Raw genomic sequence first — 22,094 nt, forward strand, 5'->3', positions numbered from 1 at the left:
CGCGCCTACCGTGGGGCCGTGCAGCAGCAGCGTGAGGTCCCGGGGCCGGGACAGGAGTCGGTGTGGGACTACCCGCGGCCGCCCCGGCTGGAGCGGACCGAGGAGCTGGTCGAGGTCGAGCTCGGCGGCCGCGTGGTCGCCAGCAGCCGGGCCGGCTGGCGGGTGCTGGAGACCAGCCACCCCCCGACGTACTACCTGCCCCGCGAGGCGTTCGTCGCCGGCAGTCTGCGGCCGTGCCCCGGTGCCACGTGGTGCGAGTGGAAGGGGCGGGCGTCGTACTTCGACGTGGTCGCCACCGGCCCGGCGGGGGCGCAGGTCGTGGCCCCTCGGGCCGCCTGGACCTACGAGCACCCCACCCCGGGCTTCGTCGAGCTGGCGGGGGCGGTCGCGGTGATGCCGGGGCTGGTGGACCGGTGCACGGTGGACGGGGAGACCGTGGTGCCGCAGCCGGGCGGCTTCTACGGCGGCTGGATCACCGGCCGGTTCGTCGGCCCGTTCAAGGGCGCGCCGGGCACCGCCGGCTGGTAGGCCGTCGGCGCGCCGGCGCGACGGGTGATGCGGAGGAGACCGGCCGAAACGCCGCAGGTTCCACCCCGATCGTGCCTAGGGTGGGCGGTTGTGACCGCCACGCCGCCGCCGAAGGACCGGTCACCGGCACACTCGTCCGACCCGCCCGGCCGTGCGGCGCGGACGCGGCTCAGCAGGAGTCAGCTGCTCGCCACCGTGGCCCGGGGCGTGCGGTCCCGCGCCCTGCTCTCGGCCGGGTCGGTGCTGCTCACGGTCCTGGCCGTCGGGGCTGCCGTGCTGGGCCCGGTGTTCCAGCAGGCCGTGGTGAGCTCCTACCTGGTCAGCCGGCTCAACGAGTCCCCCAACGAGCTCACCGGCCTCACCTGGCGGTTCCAGCCGGACGGTGGGGTCCGCGACGTGCACCGTGCCATCGGGCTTGCTGAGGACGCGGCGGCCGACCAGACGCACGGCCCGTTCCTGCCACCGCAGTCGCTGGTCGAGAGCCCGCGGATGACGGCCCTGGCCGACGCGAAGGTCGAGGTGCTCGGCAAGCAGGGTGCCTGCTCCCACCTCGTCGTCCAGGGACGCTGTCCGAGCCGGCCCGGCGAGATCCTGATGCTCGCCAAGGACCTCGAGCTGACCGGGTTGTCCCCGGGCAGCGCGATCGACACCGGCCCCCAGGGACGCGGTGGCTTCGGCAGGCTGACGGTGGTCGGCAGCTACGAGGTGCCGGTCGACGCGACCGACTACTGGTTCCTGCCGGCCCGGTTCAGCAGCATCCCGCCCACCACCAACTCGCCGTACCAGCCGGCGCCGTTCGTGACCTCGCTGGGCACCTTCGACCAGGTCGAGCCCGCGCGGTACAGCGTGCTGGTCGACCGGCGGCTGCAGGTCCCGCCCGACTTCAGGCTCAGCGACCTGGCGCCAGTGGAGCGGATGGGCCACCATCTCGATGGTCGGGTCACGCCGGTCCGTGGCGGGACGTTGACCGGCGACACCATCAACGACCTCACGGGGATCGCCCGGGAGATCGAGCGGCAGCAGTCAACCGCCAAGGCCTCGGTCACGCCGGCGGTGATCTCGCTGGTGCTCGTCGCGATGGCACTGCTGCTGCGGCTGCTGGTGGCCGCGGCGGAGCTGCGCCTGCCCGAGCTCGCGCTGGCGTCGTTGCGCGGCCTGCCGCGTCGGCGGATGTGGACCCTCGGCCTGTCGGAGCCGCTTGCCCTGCTGGGCCTCTCGTTCCCGGTCGGGGTCATCGCCGGTCTCGGGTCCTCCTTCGTGCTGGTGCGGTGGTGGCTGGTCCCGGGCCTGCCGATGCCGGTCCCGGGGGTCGCGCTGGCCTCGGCGCTGGTGGTCACGGTCGCCTCGGTGCTCGTGGCGGTGGTCGCCGTCGGCCGGGTGCTGCGGGTCCCCCTGTCCGATCAGCTCACCGGTGTCCGCCGACCGCAGCGGACCTCACGGCTCGGACTGATCGGACAGCTCGCCCTCCTCGCCGCGGCCGTCGCGGTGCTGGCCAGCAAGCTGACCGCCGGCCGACCGGGGCAGCCCGACCTGACCGACCTGGTGCTGCCGGTGCTGCTGGCCGTGGTCACCGGTCTCGCGGCGACCCGACTGGTCGCGGCGGCGGCCTCGCGCTGGACCCGGGCCCGCCCCCGGGCCCGGTCCCTGGCGGGCTTCGTGGCGGCCCGGGCGATCAGCCGCAGGCGGGAGGGCACGCTGGTGATCCTGCCGCTGACCGCCGCGATCGCCATCTGCGTGTTCGGGGCCGGGGTCTATCAGTCCGCGAGCCTGTGGCGGGAGAGCGTGGCCGCCACGACCGCGCCGGCCGGGCAGGTCTGGACGTCGTCGGCGACGCTCGACCAGACCGTCGCGCTGACCCACCGGCTCGACCCCAGGGGCCGGTGGCTGATGGCGGCCGGCCAGATCGACAGTCTCGGCCCGACGTACACCGTCGTCGACGCGCCCCGCCTGGGCCGGGTGGCGGCGTGGCAGGACCAGTGGACCCCCGGCACCAGCGCCGACGAGATCGCCCGACGGATCGGTCTGCCGGCGACGGTGCCGACCGTCACCGGCTCGCGGGTCGGGATCACTGTCGACAACCGGGTCAGCTCGGGGGAGGACCTCTACCTCCGGCTCCGGCTCGACGTCCTCGGAGAGCGCACCCACCTGCTCTTCCTCGGGCCCCTCGCGTCCGGCACCAGCAGCGTCTCGGGGCCGGTGTCCTACTGCCGCGAGGGCTGCCTGCTGCAGGGCATGACCCTGGGTGGGTCCGCCGCGCTGCCGACCACGATGACGGGCACGCTCACGATCAGCGACGTCGTCGTGGACGGCAGGACGGTGGCCAGCGGGATCCGGTCCGCCGGCTGGGTCCGCAGCCCCGATGACCAGCCCGACGGTGCCGTCACAGCGGTGCGGACCGAGGGCGACCGGTTGGTGGTCGCCGTGGACTCGGGCGGCCGGCCGGCGATCGGGCGGATCACCTCCGGGGGTGTGCCGTCGAGGCTCCCGGTCGTGGCGGGCGCCCACGCGTCCACGACGGCAGCCTCGGGCAGCTTCAGCAACACGAGTGCCTACGAGTTCCCGGTGGACCCGGTGATCACCTCCGGCAGCGTGCCGTTCCTCGGGCCGAGCGGCCTGATGGTCGACTACGACATGCTGACGACCACCCGCACCATCGACGACCAGGGGCAGGCGGTCCACGTGCTGGCCCGTGCGGACACCCCGGCCTCGGTCGTCCTGGGACTGCAGGAGGCGGGTGTCACGCGCAGCACCACGCTCGCCGCGGTCAAGCACACCCTCGACCAGGGCGCCTACGCGCTGGCCCTGCGGCTCTACGCCGTCGTCGCGGGGCTGGTGCTCGTGATGGCGCTCGCGGGACTCTTCGTGAGCACAGCCGTCCAGCTGCCCGCCCGCCGACGCGACGCCGCGTCGCTGCGGGTCGTGGGTATGTCCCGGCGCTCGGTGATGTCCTCGGTGGTGCGCGAGCTCGTCGTGGTGCTCGGGGGCACCGCCCTGGCCGGCCTCGCCGCGGGCACGCTCGCGGAGTACGTCGTGCTGCGGACCGTCACGCTCGGCTATCTCCAGGACATCCGGACGCCACCCCTGGTGGCGCAGCTCGACGTGCAGCGACTCGCCGTTCTCGCCCTGCTCGCCGGAGGGCTCTTCGCGGTGGTGGCCGTGGCCAGCGCCGTACTGACCGTCCGGGGTGCGCGCGGCGCGACGCTGCGGGAGGACGCACGCTGATCCCGACGCGGCGTCAGGCGGGCTGGGGCTGGTCGTCGGGGCGCGGCCCGAAGACGGTGAGCGCGTCGAGCTCGTCGTCGCCCGGCACCGGCGCGAACCACGCCCGCATCTGCCGCCGGGAGCGGCGGGAGAAGAAGCCGCGGAACAGCTCGTACGCCGGGGCGTCGACCGCGACCCCGTCCGGCAGCCGGTCGAGCATCCGCGGCCGGAGCGCGTCGAGGACCGGTCGCCACAGGTGCTCCGGGGGCCGGCCCAGGCCGAGCGCCTCGTGCAGGTCGGTGTGGTGGACCGCGATGTCCCACACCAGGGCGGGGGTGGCGCTGTCGGCGACCGATCCGGCGACCGCGTCGACGTTGGCCAGCAGCTCGGCGACCAGCTCGTCGAGCGGGAGGAGGGCCCGTTCCCCGACGTGCCGGGCGGTCCACTCCGGGCCCGGGGCGCCGTCCATCCGGCCGGCCAGCGCGTCGGCGGGGCCGCCGGCGAGGTGGGCGTAGACGTCATGCACGGTCCAGGCGGGGGTGGCCGGCACGTGCAGGTGCCGCTGGTGGTCGGTGAGCCCGGCGGCGAGCGCGGCCAGGGCGGTCGCGTGGTCGCGGTAGAGGCCGCCCCAGTCCGTCATGGCCAGACCCTAGGGCATCCGGGCGGTGCGAACGGCCCTGTCGCCGCGGCCCCCGCCGTCCCTAGCGTCGCGGGCAGGAGGTGCCCCATGTGGTTCTGGATCTTCATCGTCGTGCTCGTCGTCGCGCTCGGCCTGCTCATCCTGGACGGCGCGCGCCGTCGCCGGTGAGCCCTAGGGTGGCGCCCGTGACCCAGACGCCGCTCCCGGAGCACCCGCCCACCGCCGAACCGGCCCCGCTGGCCCTGCCCGACGCCGCCGGCGCCCGGGCCTGGGTCGAGGCGCGCACCGCGGAGGGCTTCGCGCGGGTGCGCGAGCTGGTCGCGCGGCTCCGCGAGGCGCGGCCGGCCGACCCGCTGACGGTGCTGCGCAGCTGGGACGAGGTCTCCCTGGCGCTCTCCGACGTGGCCGCGGTCGGGTCGCTGTGGGCCAACGTGCACCCGCTGCTGGAGGTGCGCACCGCCTGCGAGCGGGCCGAGGTCGAGGCCGACCGGCTGGGCACCGAGCTGCGCCAGGACCGGGGGCTCTACGACGTGTTCGCGGCCCTCGACCCGGCCGGGCTGGACCCGGAGGCCGCCCGGCTGCTGGACAAGACCCTGCAGGACTTCCGGCGCGCCGGCGTCGACCGCGACCACGCGACCCGCGCGCGGCTGGCGCAGATCGAGGAGCGGCTGACCGAGCTGGTCCAGGACTTCGGCCGCACGATCCGCGACGACGTGCGCCGGGTCCGGGTGCCGGCCGACCGGCTGGCCGGGATGCCGCAGGACTGGCTCGACGCCCACCCCGCGGACGCCGACGGCCTGGTCACCGTGACCACCGACTACCCCGACGCCGTGCCGGTGCGGATGTTCGTCCACGACCCGCAGGTGCGCCGCGACGTCACCGTCGCGTTCCTGCAGCGGGGCTGGCCCGCGAACGAGCCGCTGCTCACCGAGCTCGTCGCGCTGCGCCACGAGCTCGCCACGCTGGTCGGGTTCCCGGACTGGGCGTCCTACGACGCCGAGGTGAAGATGATCGGCGCCGGCGCGCGGATCCCGGAGTTCATCGACCGGATCGCCGCCGCGGCCGAGGAGCCGATGCGCCGCGACCTCGACGTGGTCCTCGAGCGCTACCGCCGCGACGTCCCCGGCGCCACGACGATCGACGCCGCCGACGCCGGCTACTACGAGGAGCTGGTCCGCAAGGAGCAGCTCGACGTCGACGCCCAGCAGGTGCGCACCTACTTCGACTTCGCCAAGGTGCGCCAGGGGCTGCTCGACGTCACCGGCCGGCTGTTCGGGCTGCGCTGGGTCGAGGTGCCCGACGCCCCGGTGTGGCACGAGGACGTCACGGTCTACGACGTGTACGACGAGTCCGACCTGCACGACGGGGCCGACCCGGACTCCGCCGTTCCCGGGGAGCGAGCGCAGCCAGCGTCTCGACGGATCGGCCGGATCCACCTCGACCTGCACCCGCGTGAGGGCAAGTACAAGCACGCCGCCCAGTTCACGCTCGCCGACGGGCTGGTGGGCCGGCAGCTGTCCGAGGGGGCGCTGGTCTGCAACTTCCCGCGCGGGCTGATGGAGCACTCCGACGTCGTGACGCTCTTCCACGAGTTCGGCCACCTGGTCCACCACGTGCTGGCCGGCCGGGCCCGCTGGACCCGCTTCTCCGGGGTCGCGACCGAGTGGGACTTCGTCGAGGCGCCCAGCCAGATGCTCGAGGAGTGGGCCTGGGACGCCGGCGTGCTGCGCGGCTTCGCCACCGACGCCGCCGGCGAGCCGATCCCGGCCGAGCTGGTCGAGCGGATGCGCGCGGCGGACGACTTCGGCAAGGGCTACCAGGCCCGGCAGCAGATGTTCTACGCCGCGATGTCGTACTGGTTCCACACCGACCGGCCCGCGGACCTGACCGGCCGGATGGTCGAGCTGCAGCAGCGCTACTCGCCGTACGCGTGGATCGAGGGCACCCACATGTTCGCGAGCTTCGGGCACCTCGGCGGCTACTCCTCGGCGTACTACACCTACATGTGGTCGCTGGTCATCGCCAAGGACCTGTTCAGCGCCTTCGACCCCGGCGACCTGTTCGCGCCCGAGGTCGCCCTGCGCTACCGCCACAAGGTGCTCGCCCCCGGCGGCAGCCGGGACGCCGCGGACCTGGTCGAGGACTTCCTCGGCCGGCCCTACACCTTCGACGCGTACGCCGCCTGGCTGGCCCGCTGACCGTCGTCCGGTCTTGTGCGGGCCGGATCCCGGCGTACCATCGGCGATATATCGTGATCTGTCGTCGATAGTCTTCGGAGGGTTGTCATGGGGAGCTGGGGAAATTGGGGCGGGCCGTGGGGCGGGTTCCCGCCGGTGGGGCCGTGGGGCGGCGTCGGTGGCGGTCCGGGGCGCTCCGGCAAGCCGGGCCCGCCGCCGTGGCTGACCGGGCTGTTCGGCCTCGCCCAGCCGGAGCCGCCGCGCGGTCCGCGGGCGCGCCGGGGTGACGTGCGCGCGGCCATCCTCGACGTGCTGCGCGGGGAGCCGATGAACGGCTACCAGGTCATGCAGCAGATCGCCGAGCGGTCCGGTGGCGCCTGGAAGCCCAGCCCGGGCTCGGTGTACCCGACGATCCAGCAGCTCGAGGACGAGGGGCTGATCGAGGGCATCGACGGCTCGGGGCAGCGCAAGCTCAAGCCCACCACCGCGGGCTGGCACTACATCGACGAGCACCGCGAGGAGCTCGAGGACGTGTGGCGGCCGTTCGAGCGGTCCGAGGGCGAGGAGCGGGGTGCCGGGTTCGGCGACCTCAAGCCCGAGATCGGCCAGGTGCTCTCGGCGGTGTGGCAGATCATCACCCAGGGCAGCGACCGCCAGCGGCGCGAGGCCGTGGCCGTGCTCGTCGAGACCCGACGCCGGCTCTACGGGATCCTGGCCGAGGGCGACGACCCGACCGACCCCGGCTCCCGCGACGCCGGGGGTGAGGAGAGCGACGACGGGACCGGGGACGGGGTGGCGTCATGAAGGACGGACACTTCCTGCTCAGCGACGTCGAGCGCGACCGGGCGGGCGCCGAGCTCGCCGACCACTACGCCGAGGGCCGGCTGACCCCTGAGGAGCACGCCGAGCGGCTGGACCGGATCTGGTCCGCGCGCACCCGCGCCGACCTGCTCCCGGTCTTCCGCGACCTGCCCCGCCCCGCCGCGGCCACCCCGACCAGGTCCGGCCGGCCGGGTGCCGCCCGGGGCTGGGGCGGCCGGACGCCGTACGCCGCGCCGCGCCGGACCGGGCTGCGCGCCGTGCCCACCCCGCTGCTGGTGGTCCTCGGCGTGCTGCTCGTGCTGACCGTCCTCACCCACCTGCCGGTGGTGCTGCTCGGCCTGCTGGTGTGGTTCTTCGTGGCCCGCGCCCGGCACGGGCACTACCCGCGCCGTTGGTGACCCTGTTGCTGACCCCGTTGCTGACCCCGTTGGTGACCTCGGGCCACCGCTGACGGGATCAGCGGGCGGCCAGCAGCTCGTCGGTCCAGGCGAAGCAGGCCGCTGACAGCTCGGCCAGGCCGGCGGCGTTGTCCGGGCCGGGCAGCAGCGTGTCGATGCGCGCGGCGACGGCGGCGGGCAGGTCCTCGTGGAGGTAGCGCAGCCCGAAGTCGTGCCGCCAGGGGCAGTGCTCGATGCGCAGCAGCCGCACCAGCCCGCCGAGCGCGAACGTGAGGTAGAGCGAGGCCGCCTCCGGCAGCTGGCCGCGGCGAACCGCGCGGTTGACCAGCCACTCCGCCGTCGCCCGGCGCTGCCGGACCTGCTCGGTCCACTCCGCGCACGCCTGGGCGATCGCGTCCTCGTCGTCGTGGCGCAGCTCGACGAGGCCGTCGGGGTCGTGGACGACGATCGGGGTGCCGTGCCGGCGTACGTCGACGAAGCGGTGCTCGTCGGACAGGCTCGAGATGTGCAGGTCGACGATCCGGGTCGGCTCGGCCAGCGCGCCCGGCCGGTGCTGGTGGTTGACGAAGCACTGACGGCCGTCCGGCCAGCCGGCCCGCGGCAGCTCCCAGACGTGGTCGACGTCGAACTCCTCGCGGATCCGGGCGAGCAGCCGGTCGTAGACCGCGTCGTGCGCGCCGGGCGTGCACAGCAGCTCCACGTCGAGGTCGGACCACTCGTCGTAGCCACCGGTGGCGGCGGACCCGCCCACCCAGGCGACCAGGACGTCGGGGTCCTCCTCGCCCTGGCGGGCCAGCCAGGTCAGCCAGTCCTGGAACCGGGTCAGGTCGGGTGCCGAAGTGCGTTCAGAAATGTGGGGGACAGGTGAGTGCGCGGGGGCAGACATGTGGATATCGTCACACCCGGCCCCGGTCCGCCGCTGGCCATTTTCGTCGCCGTGCTCTCCTCCTCGGAAGGTGCCCATGACCGAAACGCCTCCCCGCCCCGCGGGCCGGACCCCCCGCGGCCCCTGGATCCTCGCCGTGGTGCTGCTCGCCCCGGCCGTGATCCTGCCCCTGATCGTGCCGCTCTACGACAGCACGGACCCCACGTTGAACGGCTGGCCGTTCTACTTCTGGTTCCAGATGGCGCTGATCCTCATGTCGGGGGTGCTGACGATCGCGGCCTACCTGGTCGTCACCCGCAGCGAGCGCCGTGAGCGCGTCCGCGACGGCGAGCGCACGCGATGAGCGGCGTCGACGGGGTCGCCTTCAGCGTCTTCCTGTTCTTGTTCCTGCTGGTCACGGTGCTGGGCTTCGCGGCGGCCCGGTGGCGGCGCGCCACCTCGATGGCCAGCCTCGACGAGTGGGGGCTCGGCGGCCGGGGCTTCGGCACCTTCATCGCCTGGTTCCTCATCGGCGGCGACCTCTACACCGCCTACACGTTCGTGGCGGTCCCCGCGCTGATGTACGCCGGCAGCGTGGTCGGCTTCTTCGCGGTGCCTTACACGATCGTGGTCTACCCGCTGATCTTCCTGTTCCTGCCCCGGCTGTGGTCGGTCTCCCACCGGCACAGCTACGTGACGCCCGCCGACTTCGTGCGCGGCCGCTACGACTCCAGGCCGCTGGGCCTCGCGGTCGCGCTGACCGGGATCCTGGCCACGATGCCCTACATCGCGCTGCAGCTGGTCGGCATCCAGGTGGTGCTGGAGGTGATGGGGATCGGGACCGGCGCCGGCAGCTGGGTCAGCAAGGACCTGCCGCTGTTCATCGCGTTCGCGGTGCTCGCCGCCTACACCTACTCCTCGGGCCTGCGGGCGCCGGCGCTGATCGCGTTCGTCAAGGACATCCTCATCTACGTGGTCATCCTGGTCGCGGTGATCTACCTGCCGCACCACCTCGGCGGCTGGGGGCACATCTTCTCCTCCGCCCAGCACTCCTTCGACTCCTACAACGCCGACAACGCCGAGGCGATCAAGGCGGGGACCGCGTCCGGCAAGGGCAGCATCCCGCCGGCCGCGGCGCACTGGGCGTACGCCTCGCTGGCGCTCGGGTCGGCGCTGGCGCTGTTCATGTACCCGCACTCGGTCACCGGCGTGCTGTCGACCAAGAACCGCTCGGTGATCCGCCGCAACGCCGCGCTGCTGCCGGCGTACTCCTTCCTGCTCGGGCTGCTCGCCCTGCTCGGCTTCGTCGCGATCGCGGCCGGGGTGAAGGTGACCAACGCCCAGCAGTCGGTGCCGCAGCTGTTCGAGAACGAGTTCCCGAGCTGGTTCGCCGGCGTCGCGTTCGCCGCGATCGTGATCGGTGCCCTGGTGCCGGCCGCGATCATGTCGATCGCGGCGGCGAACCTGTGGACGCGCAACATCTACAAGGCGTTCCTCAAGCACGACGCCACGCCGGCGCAGGAGGCCCAGCAGAGCAAGCTGGCCTCGCTGCTGGTGAAGTTCGGGGCGCTGGCGTTCGTGCTGTTCCTGCCCAAGGACTTCGCGATCAACCTGCAGCTGCTCGGTGGCGTGTGGATCCTGCAGACCTTCCCGGCCATCGTGCTGGGGCTCTACACGCGGTGGTTCCACCGCTGGGCGCTGTTCGCCGGCTGGCTGGTCAGCATGGTCTACGGCACCTGGCTGGCCTACAACGTGCCGGTCGTCGGCAACCCGGGCAGCCACTTCGGTGGCCCGCTGAGCGCGTTCCCGGGCACCGACACGAAGGTCTACATCGCGGCCATCGCGTTCGTGGTCAACCTGGTGGTCTCGGTGGGGCTGACCATCGTGCTGCGGGCGGCGAACGTGGCCGAGGGCACCGACCAGACCCGCCCGGAGGACTACACCGCCGACGTCGGCGACGCCGAGGTCGAGCCCGAGCTGGACCCGGGGGCTCCTGCCCACGCGTGACCGTGCGCGGGCCGGGCGCGGGCCGCGGGCAGCGGCCCGCGCCCGGCGGGACCCGTGGCCGGCGGGCCGGAAATGCTGGCCGGAAATGCTGGCCGGAACGGCCGGCTGGAGCTGCTGGCTAGGGTCGAGCCGTGATGTCCCCGTCCGGAGCCGTGCGTGACCCACGGGAGCGGTGGCGCGAGCGCCTGCACGACCCGGTGTTCTGGACCGAGACCCTCCAGGTGGTCAAGACCGTGGCGGCCGCGGTGGCCGCCTGGTTCTTGGCGACCCACGTCTTCCACCTGCCGCAGTCCTTCCTCGCGCCCTGGTCGGCGCTGCTGGTAGTGCACGCGACGGTCTACCGGACCTTCTCCGAGGGGGCCCGCCAGGTGGGCGCGGCCGTGCTGGGCGTGGTCGTGGCCTGGGGGGTCGGCAACCTGCTGGGCCTGGACGCGACCGCGGTCGCGGTGGTGCTGCTCGCCGGGCTCGCGGTGGGGACGCTGCCCTGGCTGGCCGGCCAGGGCACCGCGATCGCGGCGACGGCCCTTATCGTGCTGACCACGGGCTTCGCCCAGGACGGCAACATGCTGCTCATGCGGCTCGCCGACACCGGGATCGGGATCGGCGTCGGCCTGCTGGTCAACCTCGTGGTGTGGCCGCCGCTGCGCAACCGGACCGCGATCTCGGCCCTGAACGCCCTCGACGACGAGATCGGCGACCTGCTCCAGACGATCGGCGACGGACTGGCGGCCGGACGGGCCGAGGACGAGGTCGCGGATTGGATCGACCGCACCCGGGTCCTGGACGAGGACCTCGACCGCGCCTGGGGGCTGGTGCGCCAGGCGCGGGAGAGCGCGCGGCTGAACCCGCGGCGCTCGGCGGTCGAGCTGCGCAATCCCAAGCTCTGGATGGGACTGCTGAAGCGCGAGGAGCAGGCCATCGCCGAGACCCGGAGCATGGCCCAGACGATCCTGCACGGCACGGGCGAGGACGGCGAGTGGATCTCGGCGTTCCGGGAGCCCTACGTCGTGCTGCTGCGCGACACCGGTGCCGCCATCCTCGCCGCCGACCCGATGGCCATCCTCGAGGTCCGCGACCGGCTGAACCGGCTCGTGGACCGGCTCGCGGAGGAGTCGACGCCCCGGCTGTGGCCCGTGTACGGCGGCCTGATCATCAACCTGCGCAACATCATCGACGCGATGGACGAGGTCGCCAAGGCCAACCCGCTGGACCAGCCGCCGCTGCCGTTCCTGCGGGCCGACCAGGTGAGCGGGACGTCAGGTGAGCGGGGCGACCAGATGAGCGGGGCGTGAGGGCCCGGGCGCATGGCCGGGCAGGTGGCCGGGCGCGGGACCGGTTCGACGGGGCCATCGCGGGCGTCGGCAGCACCAGTGGCGTCCGGGTGGTCGTGGGCCACTGGCCACGCACGGCGCTCGGACCGTTCTCCGACGTGATGGTCGAGACCGCGACCGGGCACCGGGTGCTGCTCGCGCCGAGTGTCGAGGTGGCCGGGTTCGTGGCTGCGACGTACACCTTCGACGAGACCCGGATCGAGCCGGTCGAGGTGGACGCCCGGCGGGACGGATGGTGCGTGCACACGCCCTCCCTCGAGCTGCGGCTCGCGCTCGGTGGTCGGCCGGCCCTCGGGCTGCTGCTGCGGGCGGTCCCGCCCCGGCTCGCCACCAGCCCGGCCTGGTGCGCGCTGACCGACCCGGTGGCGCGGGTGCTGCTGCGGGGTGTCCGCACCCGCGGCACCGCGGGCAACTCGCGTCGCGAGTGGTACGGCGCGACCGACCTGCGCGCGGTCCGGTCGCTCGCCGGCAGCTTCGACGGTCGTGAGCTCGGCCGGCTCGCCCCCGTCGACCCGCCGTGCCGGTTCGGCTTCTCCTCCAGCCCGCGCCGCCCGTCGGTGACCTCGGTCGTCACCACCGTCGAGTCGGCGCAGGTTGACGCCTGACCCCGCGAGTCGGCGCATGTTGACGCGCCTGCCCCCGCGAGTCGGCGCTGGTTGACGCCGGAGAGCGCCGTCCGTGTCAACGAGCGCCGACTCGGCGTGCCCGGGGGTGTCAACGAGCGCCGACTCGGCGTGCCGTGAGGTGTCAACGAGCGCCGACTCGCGGGGGCCCTTGGGGGTGTCAGACGGCGATGGCGCGGTTCACCCAGTTGGAGGTGACCCGCATCCCGACCTTCTCGTAGAGGCCCAGGGCGCCGGTGCGGGAGTCGGTCGACAGCTCGCAGCGTTCGACACCCCGTGCGGTGGCCTCGGCGAAGGCGTCGACGAGCAGCGCCTGGGCCAGCCCGCGGCCGCGCTGGTCCTTGCGGGTGGCCAGCCGGGCGATGAATGCGCAGGACGGGCTCACCTGAACCACGGCCATCGCCACGACCTCGTCGGCCGGGTCGGTGACGACGCGGAGGTTCCAGGGTTCGAAGCCGGGGCGGCGGACGATCTCGGCCTCCCATCGCTCGAAGGGCTCCCGGTCCCGCTTGGACCACTCCAGGAAGGCGTCCTCCTGGACCGTCCAGCAGGCGCGGTGCTCGGCCTCGGTGGCCGCCCGCGCGGAGTACCCCTCCGGCAGCGGGCGGTCCGGGATCGTGGTGCCCGCGGGCAGCTGGAGCACCCAGCTGTTCCACCGGACGTGGTAGCCGAGCGACTCCAGCAGCCGGTCGCCGGGGGACCCCTGCGGCACCGGCATCCCGACCACCTCGGCGCCCAGCTCGCGGCCGCGGGCCTGCATCCACCGGGCCAGGCCGGTCCCGAGGCCGCGGCCGTTGTAGTCGGGGTGCACCGAGGCGTCGCCGCGGCCGGACTCACCCACCTCGGCGTACGCCACCAGCCGGTCCCCGTCGAAGACGCCGACCGCGTGCCGGCCCACGTCGTACCCCGGGACCTGCCACTCGGCGACGATGTCGGCCTCCTCGATCGCGACCTCACCGGTGTCGGCGAGCTGCTGGGCGGCCATCACCGCGGTGACCGCGGCCGCGTCCGCGAGGACGAGGGGGCGGTGGGTCAGGCCGTCGGGGAGCGCGAGGGCTGCGGTGGTCATGATCGACATTGCAGCAGGAAATGCCCGACGGGACCGCCGAATTAACGGCGGCCCCGTCGAGATGGGCCCGGCAGGTGGGCCCGGCATTCGGCCGGTCGCTCGACCGGCGAGGACTCAGGCGTTCTGGATGGCCGAGACGTCGAACTCGAGCTTGATCTTCTCCGAGACCAGCACGCCGCCGGTCTCGAGCGCGGCGTTCCAGGTCAGGTCCCAGTCCTTGCGGTTGATCGAGGCCACGCCCTCGAAGCCGACCCGCAGGTTGCCGAACGGGTCGCGGGCCGAGCCGCTCTGCTCGAACTCGATGGTGACGGGGCGGGAGACACCCTTGATGGTCAGGTCGCCGGTGATGGCCCAGTCGGCGCCGTCGCGCTCGACCTTGGTGGAGACGAAGGTGATCTCCTTGTTGTTGTCCGCGTCGAAGAAGTCGGCGGAGCGCAGGTGGCCGTCGCGGTCGGCCACGCCGGTGTCGATGCTGGCGGTCTGGATGGCCAGCTCGACGCGCGAGGCGGCGGGGTTCGCGGAGTCGATGTGCGCGGTGCCGGCGAAGTCGGTGAACTGGCCGCGGACCGTGGTCACCATGGCGTGCCGGGCGCTGAAGCCCAGGCGGGTGTGGGTCGGGTCGATGGTGTAGTCGCCGGTGACGTCCTCGACGGCGGTGGTCGGGGCGTCGAAGGTCTCGGTCTTGCTGCGGCTGAAGATGCTCATGCTGGGTCTCCTGGCGGGGTTGGTTGTTCAAAGTTCAACCATCTCAACCGGACCCAGCTCCGGTTCATTCCCCCGGGGCCGCCGACGCGCGGGTGATCCGGGTCACACCGGGCAGCCCCCAGTAGCCGATCACCTCGCCGGTGACCGGCCGCGGCAGCCACCGCTCCGCGTGCTCGTCCGAGCGTGCGTCCTGATCGCGCGGTCAGCCGGCGGTCAGGCGGCGTGCATCGGAGCGGTCGGCGCGCCGGCGGGGGACTCCCCGGCGGCCACCCAGCGCGCCTCGAGGTGCGCGCGACCGCGGGCGTCGACGACGCGCACCCAGGTCTGCTGGAGCATCGTGTTCAGGTCAGTCGTCATCGTCGGTCACCTTTCGTTCACCTTCTGTTCACCTACCCTAACCCAGACGTTCGCCTCACGCGTCACTGATGAGCCAAATAGCGGCAATGAGGTATTTCCTGCCCGATTTCGGGCAGGAACTTGCCCTTCGCGTCGGCGAGCGGCCAGCATCATCGGGTGCCCGCCGTTCCCGACCCCGAACTCGTCCGCCGCATCGCCGTGAGCACCGGGCTCAGCCCGGCGGAGGCGGCCCGGGTGGTGGAGGACGTCGTCGCCTACCACCAGGAGCCGGTCGAGGAGTACGTCCGCCGGCGGCACGCGCACCTGAAGGCCTACGGCGCGAGGAACCCCGAGATCTTCGCCCGCCTCGCCGACGAGCTCGCCGGCCGCGTGGTCGCGGCGCCCGACCTCAGCGAGCGCCAGCTGCGACGGATCGTCTACGGCTAGCCGCCGAGACCCATGACCTGACCCAGAGACAAGAATGAGGAGAACACCAGATGTGCGGAATCGTGGGGTACGTCGGCGGCCAGCAGGCCGCGCCGCTGCTGCTCGAGGGGCTGTCCCGGCTCGAGCACCGGGGCTACGACTCGGCCGGCGTCGCCGTGTTGGCCGGCGCCGGGATCAAGGTGGCCAAGCGCGCCGGCCGGGTGCGTGACCTCGGGGAGTCGGTCCCGAAGCGGTTCTCCGGCAAGCTCGGGATCGGGCACACCCGCTGGGCCACGCACGGCCCGGCCAACGACGTCAACGCGCACCCGCACTCCGACGCCAAGGGGGACGTGGCGGTGGTCCACAACGGGATCATCGACAACGCCGCGACGCTGCGGAAGCGGCTGGCCGACGACGGGGTGGACCTGGTCTCCGACACCGACACCGAGGTGCTCGCCCACCTCATCGCCCGCTCCGGCGCCGACACCTTGGAGGGCAAGGTCGCCGACGCGCTCTCGGTCATCGACGGCACCTACGGCATCGCGGTCATGCACGCGGACTTCCCGGACCGGCTGGTCGTCGCCCGCAACGGCAGCCCGCTGATCATCGGCGTTGGCGAGAAGGAGATGCACGTCGCCTCCGACCTCGCCGCGCTGGTCCGCTACACGACCACGGTCGCCCACCTCGACGACGGCGAGCTGGCCACGCTGACCGCGACCGGCTTCACGACGTACCGCGCCGACCTCACCGCGACCGACAAGGCGGCCGCGCCGATCGACGTCGACCCGGCCTCCTACGACGCCGGCGAGCACGACTCGTTCATGTACAAGGAGATGCTCGAGCAGCCGGCCGCCGCCGAGCGGGTGCTGCGCGGCCGCCTCGACGAGCGGTTCGGTACGGCGCACCTCGGCGGGCTGAACATGGATCCACGTGAAACCAGGGCGATCCGCCGCGTGAAGATCCTCGGCTGCGGCTCGGCGTACTACGTCGGCCAGATGGGCGCCGCGCTGGTCGAGGAGCTGGCCCGGATCCCGGCCGACGCCGAGGCGGCCAGCGAGTTCCGCTACCGCGACCCGGTGATCGAGCCGGACACCCTCTACGTGGCGGTCAGCCAGTCGGGGGAGACCCTGGACACGCTGCTGGCGGTCCAGGAGATCCGCCGCAAGGGCGGCCGGGTCGTCGGGCTGGTCAACGTCGTGGGCAGCGCGATCGCGCGGGCGTGCGACGGCGGCATCTACCTGCACGCCGGCCCGGAGGTCGCGGTCGCCTCGACCAAGGCGCTGACCAACATGTTCCTCGGGTTCGCGCTGCTCTCCCTCCAGCTCGGCCGGGTCCGCGACCTGTCCATCGCCGACGGCAACCGGCTGATCGCCGGCCTGGCCCGGATCCCGGAGCAGATCGCGGAGATCCTGCAGCGCGAGGAGGAGCTGGCCGAGGTGGCCCGGCGGCTGGCGGGCTCCGAGAGCCTGTTCTTCATCGGCCGGGTGCGCGGCTTCCCCGTGGCCCGGGAGGGCGCGCAGAAGTTCAAGGAGATCTCCTACCGGCACGCCGAGGCCTACCAGACCTCCGAGCTCAAGCACGGTCCGCTCGCGCTGATCTCCGAAGGGGTGCCGACCGTGGCGATCGTCCCCGACGACGAGCTCACCAGCCGCAACGTCGGCGCCCTGCACGAGATCGCCGCGCGGCGCGGCCCGCTGGTCGTGGTCACCCACGAGGGCGTCGACCTCGGCGACGTCGACGCGATGCGGATCGACGTGCCCCGCAACGAGCGCGAGCTGGACCCGATCCTGCTCACCGTGCCGCTGCAGGTGCTCGCCTACCACGCGGCGCTGCACCTGGGCCACGACATCGACAAGCCGCGCAACCTCGCCAAGTCGGTGACGGTCGAGTAGCGAGCGGGCGGGGACGGGCAGCGGAACCTCCCGGAGGCCGCCCGCCGGCTTTGACGCCGGCGGTCGGTCTCGCCCAAGATCGGGGCAGCACGTGACGCAGCCCTCCGCGCCCGCGAATCCCCACCGCGGCGCCCGACCCCCTACCGTGGTGACCCATGACTTCCGAGGACCCCCAGGTGGAGCAAGAGCCCGTCGGCGAGGTGTCCCCGTCCTTCGCCGAGCTCGGCCTCGACGACCGGGTGCTCGCCGCCCTGCGTGACGTGGGCTACGAGACGCCGTCGCCGATCCAGGCCGCCACCATCCCGCCGCTGCTGGCGGGTCGCGACGTGGTCGGCCTCGCGCAGACCGGCACCGGCAAGACCGCGGCGTTCGCACTGCCGCTGCTCTCGCGGCTCGACCTGGCGCAGAAGACCCCGCAGGCCCTGGTGCTCGCGCCCACCCGCGAGCTGGCCCTGCAGGTCTGCGAGGCCTTCGAGCGGTACGCCGCCCACCTGCGCGGCGTGAAGGTGCTGCCGGTCTACGGCGGCCAGGGGTACGGCGTCCAGCTGTCCGCCCTGCGCCGCGGCGTCCACGTGGTCGTCGGCACCCCCGGCCGGATCATGGACCACCTCGACAAGGGCACCCTGGACCTCTCCGAGCTGCGCTTCCTGGTGCTCGACGAGGCCGACGAGATGCTCAACATGGGGTTCGCGGAGGACGTCGAGACGATCCTCGCCGACACCCCCGACGACAAGAACGTCGCGCTGTTCTCGGCGACCATGCCCTCGCAGATCCGGCGGATCTCGAAGAAGTACCTGCACGACCCGATCGAGATCACGGTCAAGAACAAGACCACGACCTCGGCGAACACCACCCAGCGCTACCTGCTGGTCTCCTACCCGCAGAAGGTCGACGCCCTCACCCGCATCCTCGAGGTCGAGAACTTCGAGGGCATGATCGTCTTCGTCCGCACCAAGAACGAGACCGAGATGCTCGCCGAGAAGCTGCGGGCGCGCGGCTACTCGGCCGCCGCGATCAACGGCGACGTGGTGCAGGCGCAGCGCGAGCGCACGGTCAACCAGCTGAAGTCCGGCAAGCTCGACATCCTCGTCGCCACCGACGTGGCCGCCCGCGGCCTCGACGTCGAGCGGATCAGCCACGTCGTCAACTACGACATCCCCACCGACACCGAGTCCTATGTGCACCGCATCGGCCGCACCGGCCGGGCCGGTCGCAGCGGCGACGCGATCTCGTTCGTGACGCCGCGGGAGCGCTACCTGCTCCGGCACATCGAGAAGGCCACCCGCCAGCCGCTGACCCAGATGCAGCTGCCCTCGGTCGAGGACGTCAACGTCACCCGCCTCGCGCGGTTCGACGACGCGATCACCGAGGCGCTGGCGCAGTCGGGTCGGATCGAGCGGTTCCGCGACATCATCAGCCACTACATGAGTGAGCACGACGTGCCCGAGGTCGACGTGGCCGCGGCCCTGGCCGTGGTCGCCCAGGGCGAGACGCCGCTGCTGCTCGACGAGTCCGCCCAGATGCGGGCCCCGCGCGAGGAGCGCGCCGGCGGCGAGCGGGCCGACCGGGGTGGCCGGGGCGGCGACCGGGGCGACCGGCCGCAGCGCGGCGAGCGCCGGCCCCGCGGGCGCAGCGACGTGCCGATGGCGACGTACCGCATCGCGGTGGGCAAGCGCCACAAGGTCGAGCCCCGCCAGATCGTCGGCGCGATCGCCAACGAGGGTGGGCTGTCCCGCGGCGACTTCGGGCACATCCAGATCCGGCCCGACTTCTCCCTGGTCGAGCTGCCCGCCGAGCTGCCCGGCCAGGCCTGGGAGGCGCTGCAGTCCACCCGCATCTCCGGCAAGCTGATCGAGCTGCGCCGTGACGACGGGCCGCAGAGCCGGGGCGGCCGCCGGGACGGGGGCGACGGCGACGCCGGTCGCGACGAGCGCCCGCGCAAGCCGCGCCACAAGCGGGACTGAACCGGGCTGGACCAGCCCCGCGAGGGGCTGGTCGGCGTCGGTGCCGGGTGCTTGGCTGAGCACGGCCACATCGGGGTGGCCGTGACCCTCGGGAGGTCCCGTGCACCGCTCTGGCCTGTTCGTCCGCACCGCGCTCGCCCCGCTGGCAGCCCTGCTGGCCCTCGGGGCGCTCGTGGCGCCGATGCCGCCGCCGGCGGGCGCCGCGGCCCCGTCGTACGTCGCCCTCGGTGACTCCTACTCCTCCGGGGTCGGGACCCGCAGCTACCTCGACGACGGCACCTCGTGCCGGCGCTCGGCGTACGCGTTCCCGAGCCTGATCGCGGCGGCCCGGGGGTTCGCGCTGACCTTCCGGGCGTGCTCGGGGGCGACGATCCCCGACGTCACCAGCGGCCAGCTCGGCGCGCTGGACGCCGCGACCGCCTACGTGACGATCTCGGTCGGCGGCAACGACGCCGGCTTCGCCGCGGTCCTCACCGAGTGCGCCCAGCCGTGGTGGATGAGCGACTGCGACGACGCCGTGGAAACCGCCCGCGCCTACATCCGCACCGAGCTGCCCGCCGCGCTCGCCACCCTCTATGCCGCGATCCGCGCCCGGGCGTCCTCCGCGCGGGTGGTCGCGGTCGGCTACCCGCGGATCTTCGACGGGGAGGACTGCAACGCGGCCACCTGGTTCTCGCCCACCGAGGAGAAGCGGCTCAACGCGACCGCCGACCTGCTGGACAGCACGATCGCGGCGGCCGCCGCCGCCCAGGGCTTCGCGTTCGCCGACCCGACCGACCGGTTCACCGGCCACGCGGTCTGCGACGACACCGAGTGGCTCAACGGGCTCTCCTACCCGATCACCGAGAGCTACCACCCCGACCGGGCCGGGCACCGGTACGGCTACACGCCGCTGGTCGGCCGGCTGCTGACCGGCGCGACCGTGCGGGTCGGCGCCGCGACCCTGCGCGCCGCGGCGGACTCGGCGCCGGCGCTGGCCGAGGCCGCCCGGAGGTACGCCGGTCCCGACGCCGCCGTCGCCCCGGAGCGGTTCGTCGCGCCCGACCCGACCGGCGCCCGGGCGCGGGTGGCGGCCCGCCGGGCCGGCGTCGACCTCGACCGGTGGCTGGCCCGGGCGGCCGGCGGTCGACGCTGACCGGCCGGCCGGCGGCGCTGACGGGCCGGCCGGCGGCGCTGACGGGCCGGCGGGGGGAGCGGGCTGGTAGAACCGGGGCATGCGGGCACCACGGACGATCGCCGGCCTGACCGCCACGGCGCTGCTCGGCGCGCTCCTGGCCGGCTGCGACGACGGGTCGCAGGACACCGGCCCGGACCCGCGGGCGGCCGGCCAGGCGCTGGCCGGCGCGCTGTCCTCCGGGGACTTCGCCGGGGTCGTTTTCCGGGGGGACACCGCGGGCGAGGTCGGCGCCGACTTCGCCGACATCGTGCACGACCTGGCCCCGGCCGAGCCGTCGGTGCACGCCGGCACGGTCCGCACCGACGGAGCCACCGCCACCGTCGCGCTGAACTGGTCGTGGCCGCTGCGGGGCAGCGACTGGAGCTACGCGACCCGGGCGCGGATGACCCGGGTCGACGGTCGGTGGCAGGTCGCCTGGGACCCCTCGATCGTCGCGCCCGACCTGCGCCCGCGCGAACGGCTGACGGCGACCACGGTCGAGCCCCGGCGCGGCCGGATCCTCGGCGCCCACGGCCGGGTACTGGTCGAGGCGCGCCCGGTGGTCCGGTTCGGCATCGACAAGTCGAAGGTCGGCCCCGCCCGGGCGGTCGCCTCGGCCCGCCAGCTGGCCCGGATCGTCGGCGTCGACCCGGCGTCGTACGCCCGCCGGGTCCAGGCCGCCGGCGACCAGCAGTTCGTCGAGGCCATCGTCTACCGGGTCGGCCAGATCCCCTCCTCGGTGGACGGCTACGCCGACCTCCCGGGCTTCCTCGCCGTCGCCGACCGGCTGCCGCTCGCACCGACCCGGGAGTTCGCGGCGCCGCTGCTCGGCTCGGTCGGGCAGGTCACCGCGGAGATGGTCCAGAAGGACCCCGAGGCCTACCACCCCGGCGACGTGGCGGGCCTCTCCGGGCTGGAGGCGCGGTACGACCAGCAGCTGCGCGGCACGCCCGGCGTGGTGGTGCGGGCGGCCCGCCCGGACCGGACCGGCCGGGTGCTGCACCGGCAGCCCGCGCAGGCCGGTGAGCCGCTCCGGCTGACCCTGGACGAGGGCCTGGAGACCCTGGCCGAGCACCTGCTCGCCCGGGTGCGCCCGGCCAGCGCGCTGGTGGCGATCCGGCCCTCGACCGGCGAGATCCTGGCCGCGGCGAACGGGCCCGGCAACCACGGCTACAACTACGCGACCTACGGCCAGGTCGCGCCCGGCTCGACGTTCAAGAGCGTCTCCGGGCTGGCGCTGCTGCGCGCCGGGCTCACCCCCTCCACGAGGGTGCCCTGCACGCCGTCGATCACCGTGGACGGCAAGCGGTTCGAGAACTACGACGGCTACCCGGCCGACGCCCTGGGCCGGGTGCCGCTGCGCACCGCGCTCGCGAACTCCTGCAACACCGCGTTCATCTCCCAGCGGGGCCGGCTGCACGGGCACGACCTCGCCGACGCGGCCGCGGCGCTGGGGATGGGCGTCGACCACGACCTCGGCTTCCCGGCGTACTTCGGCCACGTGGCGCCCGCCGCCTCCGACACCGAGGCGGCCGCGGACATGATCGGTCAGGGCACGGTGCTCGCCTCCCCGATGGCGATGGCCACGGTGCTCGCCTCGATCCAGTCCGGCACGCTCGTGGTGCCGCGGCTGGTGACCTCGGTCGACGTCGCGCCGCCCGACGGCGTGGAGCCGGTGTCGCGGTCCGAGGCCGCCACCCTGCGCGGGCTGCTGCGCGGCGTGGTCACCTCCGGCAGCGGCCGTGCCCTGCTCGGACTGCCCGGCCCGCCGGTGATCGCCAAGACCGGTACGGCGGAGTTCGAGTCCGACGGCAAGACCCTCACCCACGCGTGGATGATCGGCGCCCAGGGCGACCTCGCCGTCGCCGTCTTCGTCGACCGCGGCTCGTCGGGCTCCGGCACCGCCGGTCCGATCCTGGAGGCGTTCCTGCGCGCCGCGCGGTCCTGAGGGGCA

19 protein-coding genes are annotated in these 22,094 nt (G+C 73.7%); 14 read left to right on the plus strand and 5 right to left on the minus strand.

From position 1 onward, the window contains the following. Positions 1–18: 18 nt before the first annotated feature. Both BJZ21_RS20705 and BJZ21_RS00830 read left to right on the plus strand, forming a co-directional pair. Entirely contained in the window at positions 19–528 is a 510-nt protein-coding gene (locus tag BJZ21_RS20705) for a DUF427 domain-containing protein (protein WP_179662020.1), read from the plus strand. Positions 529–618: 90 nt separating this feature from the next. Then, complete coding sequence (locus BJZ21_RS00830; protein ID WP_179662021.1) at positions 619–3,750, plus strand: FtsX-like permease family protein; 3,132 nt, start codon at positions 619–621, stop codon at positions 3,748–3,750. A gap of 13 nt (positions 3,751–3,763) precedes the next feature. On the opposite strand, the gene BJZ21_RS00835 is transcribed toward BJZ21_RS00830, so the two are convergent. After that, on the minus strand, positions 3,764–4,369 hold the full coding sequence (locus tag BJZ21_RS00835; protein ID WP_179662022.1) for a hypothetical protein: 606 nt from the start codon (positions 4,367–4,369) through the stop codon (positions 3,764–3,766). Between the two features lie 185 nt (positions 4,370–4,554). Between BJZ21_RS00835 and BJZ21_RS00840 the strand changes: the two genes are divergently transcribed. From BJZ21_RS00840 to BJZ21_RS00850, 3 genes are all read left to right on the plus strand, one after another. After that, positions 4,555–6,567 carry a M3 family metallopeptidase gene (locus BJZ21_RS00840; RefSeq protein ID WP_343051884.1) on the plus strand — a complete coding sequence of 671 codons (2,013 nt, stop codon included), beginning with the start codon at positions 4,555–4,557 and terminating at the stop codon, positions 6,565–6,567. 87 nt (positions 6,568–6,654) lie between these two features. After that, entirely contained in the window at positions 6,655–7,350 is a 696-nt protein-coding gene (locus tag BJZ21_RS00845; RefSeq protein WP_179662023.1) for a PadR family transcriptional regulator, read from the plus strand. Continuing rightward, complete coding sequence (locus tag BJZ21_RS00850; RefSeq protein WP_179662024.1) at positions 7,347–7,766, plus strand: DUF1707 SHOCT-like domain-containing protein; 420 nt, start codon at positions 7,347–7,349, stop codon at positions 7,764–7,766. The genes BJZ21_RS00845 and BJZ21_RS00850 overlap by 4 nt, the downstream gene beginning before the upstream one ends. A 58-nt stretch (positions 7,767–7,824) precedes the next feature. On the opposite strand, the gene BJZ21_RS00855 is transcribed toward BJZ21_RS00850, so the two are convergent. Then, positions 7,825–8,652 (minus strand): nucleotidyltransferase domain-containing protein, encoded by an 828-nt coding sequence (locus BJZ21_RS00855; protein WP_179662025.1) that lies wholly within the window; start codon positions 8,650–8,652, stop codon positions 7,825–7,827. 76 nt (positions 8,653–8,728) lie between these two features. On the opposite strand from BJZ21_RS00855, the gene BJZ21_RS00860 reads away from it, so the two are divergent. The 4 genes from BJZ21_RS00860 (at position 8,729) to BJZ21_RS00875 (ending at position 12,574) form a co-directional block, all read left to right on the plus strand. Continuing rightward, positions 8,729–8,995: a DUF3311 domain-containing protein gene (locus tag BJZ21_RS00860; protein ID WP_179662026.1), complete on the plus strand. Its 267-nt coding sequence runs from the start codon at positions 8,729–8,731 to the stop codon at positions 8,993–8,995. Further along, positions 8,992–10,638, plus strand: a complete 1,647-nt coding sequence (mctP, locus tag BJZ21_RS00865) for a monocarboxylate uptake permease MctP (RefSeq protein ID WP_179662027.1) — start codon at positions 8,992–8,994, stop codon at positions 10,636–10,638. Before BJZ21_RS00860 ends, mctP begins: the two co-directional genes overlap by 4 nt. Positions 10,639–10,772: 134 nt before the next feature. Then, positions 10,773–11,930: an FUSC family protein gene (locus BJZ21_RS00870; protein ID WP_246298552.1), complete on the plus strand. Its 1,158-nt coding sequence runs from the start codon at positions 10,773–10,775 to the stop codon at positions 11,928–11,930. Continuing rightward, positions 11,927–12,574, plus strand: a complete 648-nt coding sequence (locus BJZ21_RS00875; protein ID WP_179662029.1) for a hypothetical protein — start codon at positions 11,927–11,929, stop codon at positions 12,572–12,574. Before BJZ21_RS00870 ends, BJZ21_RS00875 begins: the two co-directional genes overlap by 4 nt. Positions 12,575–12,752: 178 nt before the next feature. On the opposite strand, the gene BJZ21_RS00880 is transcribed toward BJZ21_RS00875, so the two are convergent. From BJZ21_RS00880 to BJZ21_RS00890, 3 genes are all read right to left on the minus strand, one after another. Next, positions 12,753–13,661, minus strand: coding sequence for a GNAT family N-acetyltransferase (locus BJZ21_RS00880; RefSeq protein WP_179662030.1), 909 nt, complete (start codon positions 13,659–13,661; stop codon positions 12,753–12,755). Positions 13,662–13,775: 114 nt separating this feature from the next. Further along, the gene (locus BJZ21_RS00885) at positions 13,776–14,366 is read right to left on the minus strand and encodes a YceI family protein (protein ID WP_179662031.1); all 591 of its coding nucleotides are present in this window, start codon (positions 14,364–14,366) and stop codon (positions 13,776–13,778) included. Between the two features lie 213 nt (positions 14,367–14,579). Then, a complete protein-coding gene (locus BJZ21_RS00890; protein ID WP_179662032.1) occupies positions 14,580–14,723 on the minus strand; it encodes a hypothetical protein in 144 nt (47 codons plus the stop codon). Positions 14,724–14,879: 156 nt separating this feature from the next. Here BJZ21_RS00890 and BJZ21_RS00895 point away from each other — a divergent pair, with 156 nt between their 5' ends. The 5 genes from BJZ21_RS00895 to BJZ21_RS00915 all read left to right on the plus strand — a co-directional run bounded on the left by BJZ21_RS00895 (position 14,880) and on the right by BJZ21_RS00915 (position 22,088). Further along, positions 14,880–15,149 carry a hypothetical protein gene (locus BJZ21_RS00895; RefSeq protein ID WP_179662033.1) on the plus strand — a complete coding sequence of 90 codons (270 nt, stop codon included), beginning with the start codon at positions 14,880–14,882 and terminating at the stop codon, positions 15,147–15,149. Positions 15,150–15,199: 50 nt separating this feature from the next. Further along, positions 15,200–17,020: a glutamine--fructose-6-phosphate transaminase (isomerizing) gene (glmS, locus tag BJZ21_RS00900; RefSeq protein ID WP_179662034.1), complete on the plus strand. Its 1,821-nt coding sequence runs from the start codon at positions 15,200–15,202 to the stop codon at positions 17,018–17,020. A 155-nt stretch (positions 17,021–17,175) separates the two neighbouring features. Continuing rightward, positions 17,176–18,984 carry a DEAD/DEAH box helicase gene (locus tag BJZ21_RS00905; protein ID WP_179662035.1) on the plus strand — a complete coding sequence of 603 codons (1,809 nt, stop codon included), beginning with the start codon at positions 17,176–17,178 and terminating at the stop codon, positions 18,982–18,984. A gap of 100 nt (positions 18,985–19,084) precedes the next feature. Beyond that, positions 19,085–20,119, plus strand: a complete 1,035-nt coding sequence (locus BJZ21_RS00910) for an SGNH/GDSL hydrolase family protein (protein ID WP_343051886.1) — start codon at positions 19,085–19,087, stop codon at positions 20,117–20,119. 79 nt (positions 20,120–20,198) lie between these two features. After that, positions 20,199–22,088, plus strand: a complete 1,890-nt coding sequence (locus tag BJZ21_RS00915) for a penicillin-binding transpeptidase domain-containing protein (RefSeq protein ID WP_179662036.1) — start codon at positions 20,199–20,201, stop codon at positions 22,086–22,088. Positions 22,089–22,094: the final 6 nt, after the last annotated feature.

The sequence above is a fragment of the Nocardioides panaciterrulae genome, from assembly GCF_013409645.1.
GTDB classification, from domain to species: domain Bacteria; phylum Actinomycetota; class Actinomycetes; order Propionibacteriales; family Nocardioidaceae; genus Nocardioides; species Nocardioides panaciterrulae.

What these genes read in the sequence shown, in the direction of transcription:
- BJZ21_RS00855 (WP_179662025.1), bottom strand. Translation starts at nt 8,652, where the DNA reads ATGTCTGCCCCCGCGCACTCACCTGTCCCCCACATTTCTGAACGCACT.
- BJZ21_RS00860 (WP_179662026.1), top strand. Translation starts at nt 8,729, where the DNA reads ATGACCGAAACGCCTCCCCGCCCCGCGGGCCGGACCCCCCGCGGCCCC.
- BJZ21_RS00905 (WP_179662035.1), top strand. Translation starts at nt 17,176, where the DNA reads ATGACTTCCGAGGACCCCCAGGTGGAGCAAGAGCCCGTCGGCGAGGTG.
- BJZ21_RS00845 (WP_179662023.1), top strand. Translation starts at nt 6,655, where the DNA reads ATGGGGAGCTGGGGAAATTGGGGCGGGCCGTGGGGCGGGTTCCCGCCG.
- BJZ21_RS00890 (WP_179662032.1), bottom strand. Translation starts at nt 14,723, where the DNA reads ATGACGACTGACCTGAACACGATGCTCCAGCAGACCTGGGTGCGCGTC.
- BJZ21_RS00835 (WP_179662022.1), bottom strand. Translation starts at nt 4,369, where the DNA reads ATGACGGACTGGGGCGGCCTCTACCGCGACCACGCGACCGCCCTGGCC.
- glmS (WP_179662034.1), top strand. Translation starts at nt 15,200, where the DNA reads ATGTGCGGAATCGTGGGGTACGTCGGCGGCCAGCAGGCCGCGCCGCTG.
- BJZ21_RS00870 (WP_246298552.1), top strand. Translation starts at nt 10,773, where the DNA reads ATGTCCCCGTCCGGAGCCGTGCGTGACCCACGGGAGCGGTGGCGCGAG.
- BJZ21_RS00850 (WP_179662024.1), top strand. Translation starts at nt 7,347, where the DNA reads ATGAAGGACGGACACTTCCTGCTCAGCGACGTCGAGCGCGACCGGGCG.
- BJZ21_RS00885 (WP_179662031.1), bottom strand. Translation starts at nt 14,366, where the DNA reads ATGAGCATCTTCAGCCGCAGCAAGACCGAGACCTTCGACGCCCCGACC.
- BJZ21_RS00915 (WP_179662036.1), top strand. Translation starts at nt 20,199, where the DNA reads ATGCGGGCACCACGGACGATCGCCGGCCTGACCGCCACGGCGCTGCTC.
- BJZ21_RS00880 (WP_179662030.1), bottom strand. Translation starts at nt 13,661, where the DNA reads ATGACCACCGCAGCCCTCGCGCTCCCCGACGGCCTGACCCACCGCCCC.
- mctP (WP_179662027.1), top strand. Translation starts at nt 8,992, where the DNA reads ATGAGCGGCGTCGACGGGGTCGCCTTCAGCGTCTTCCTGTTCTTGTTC.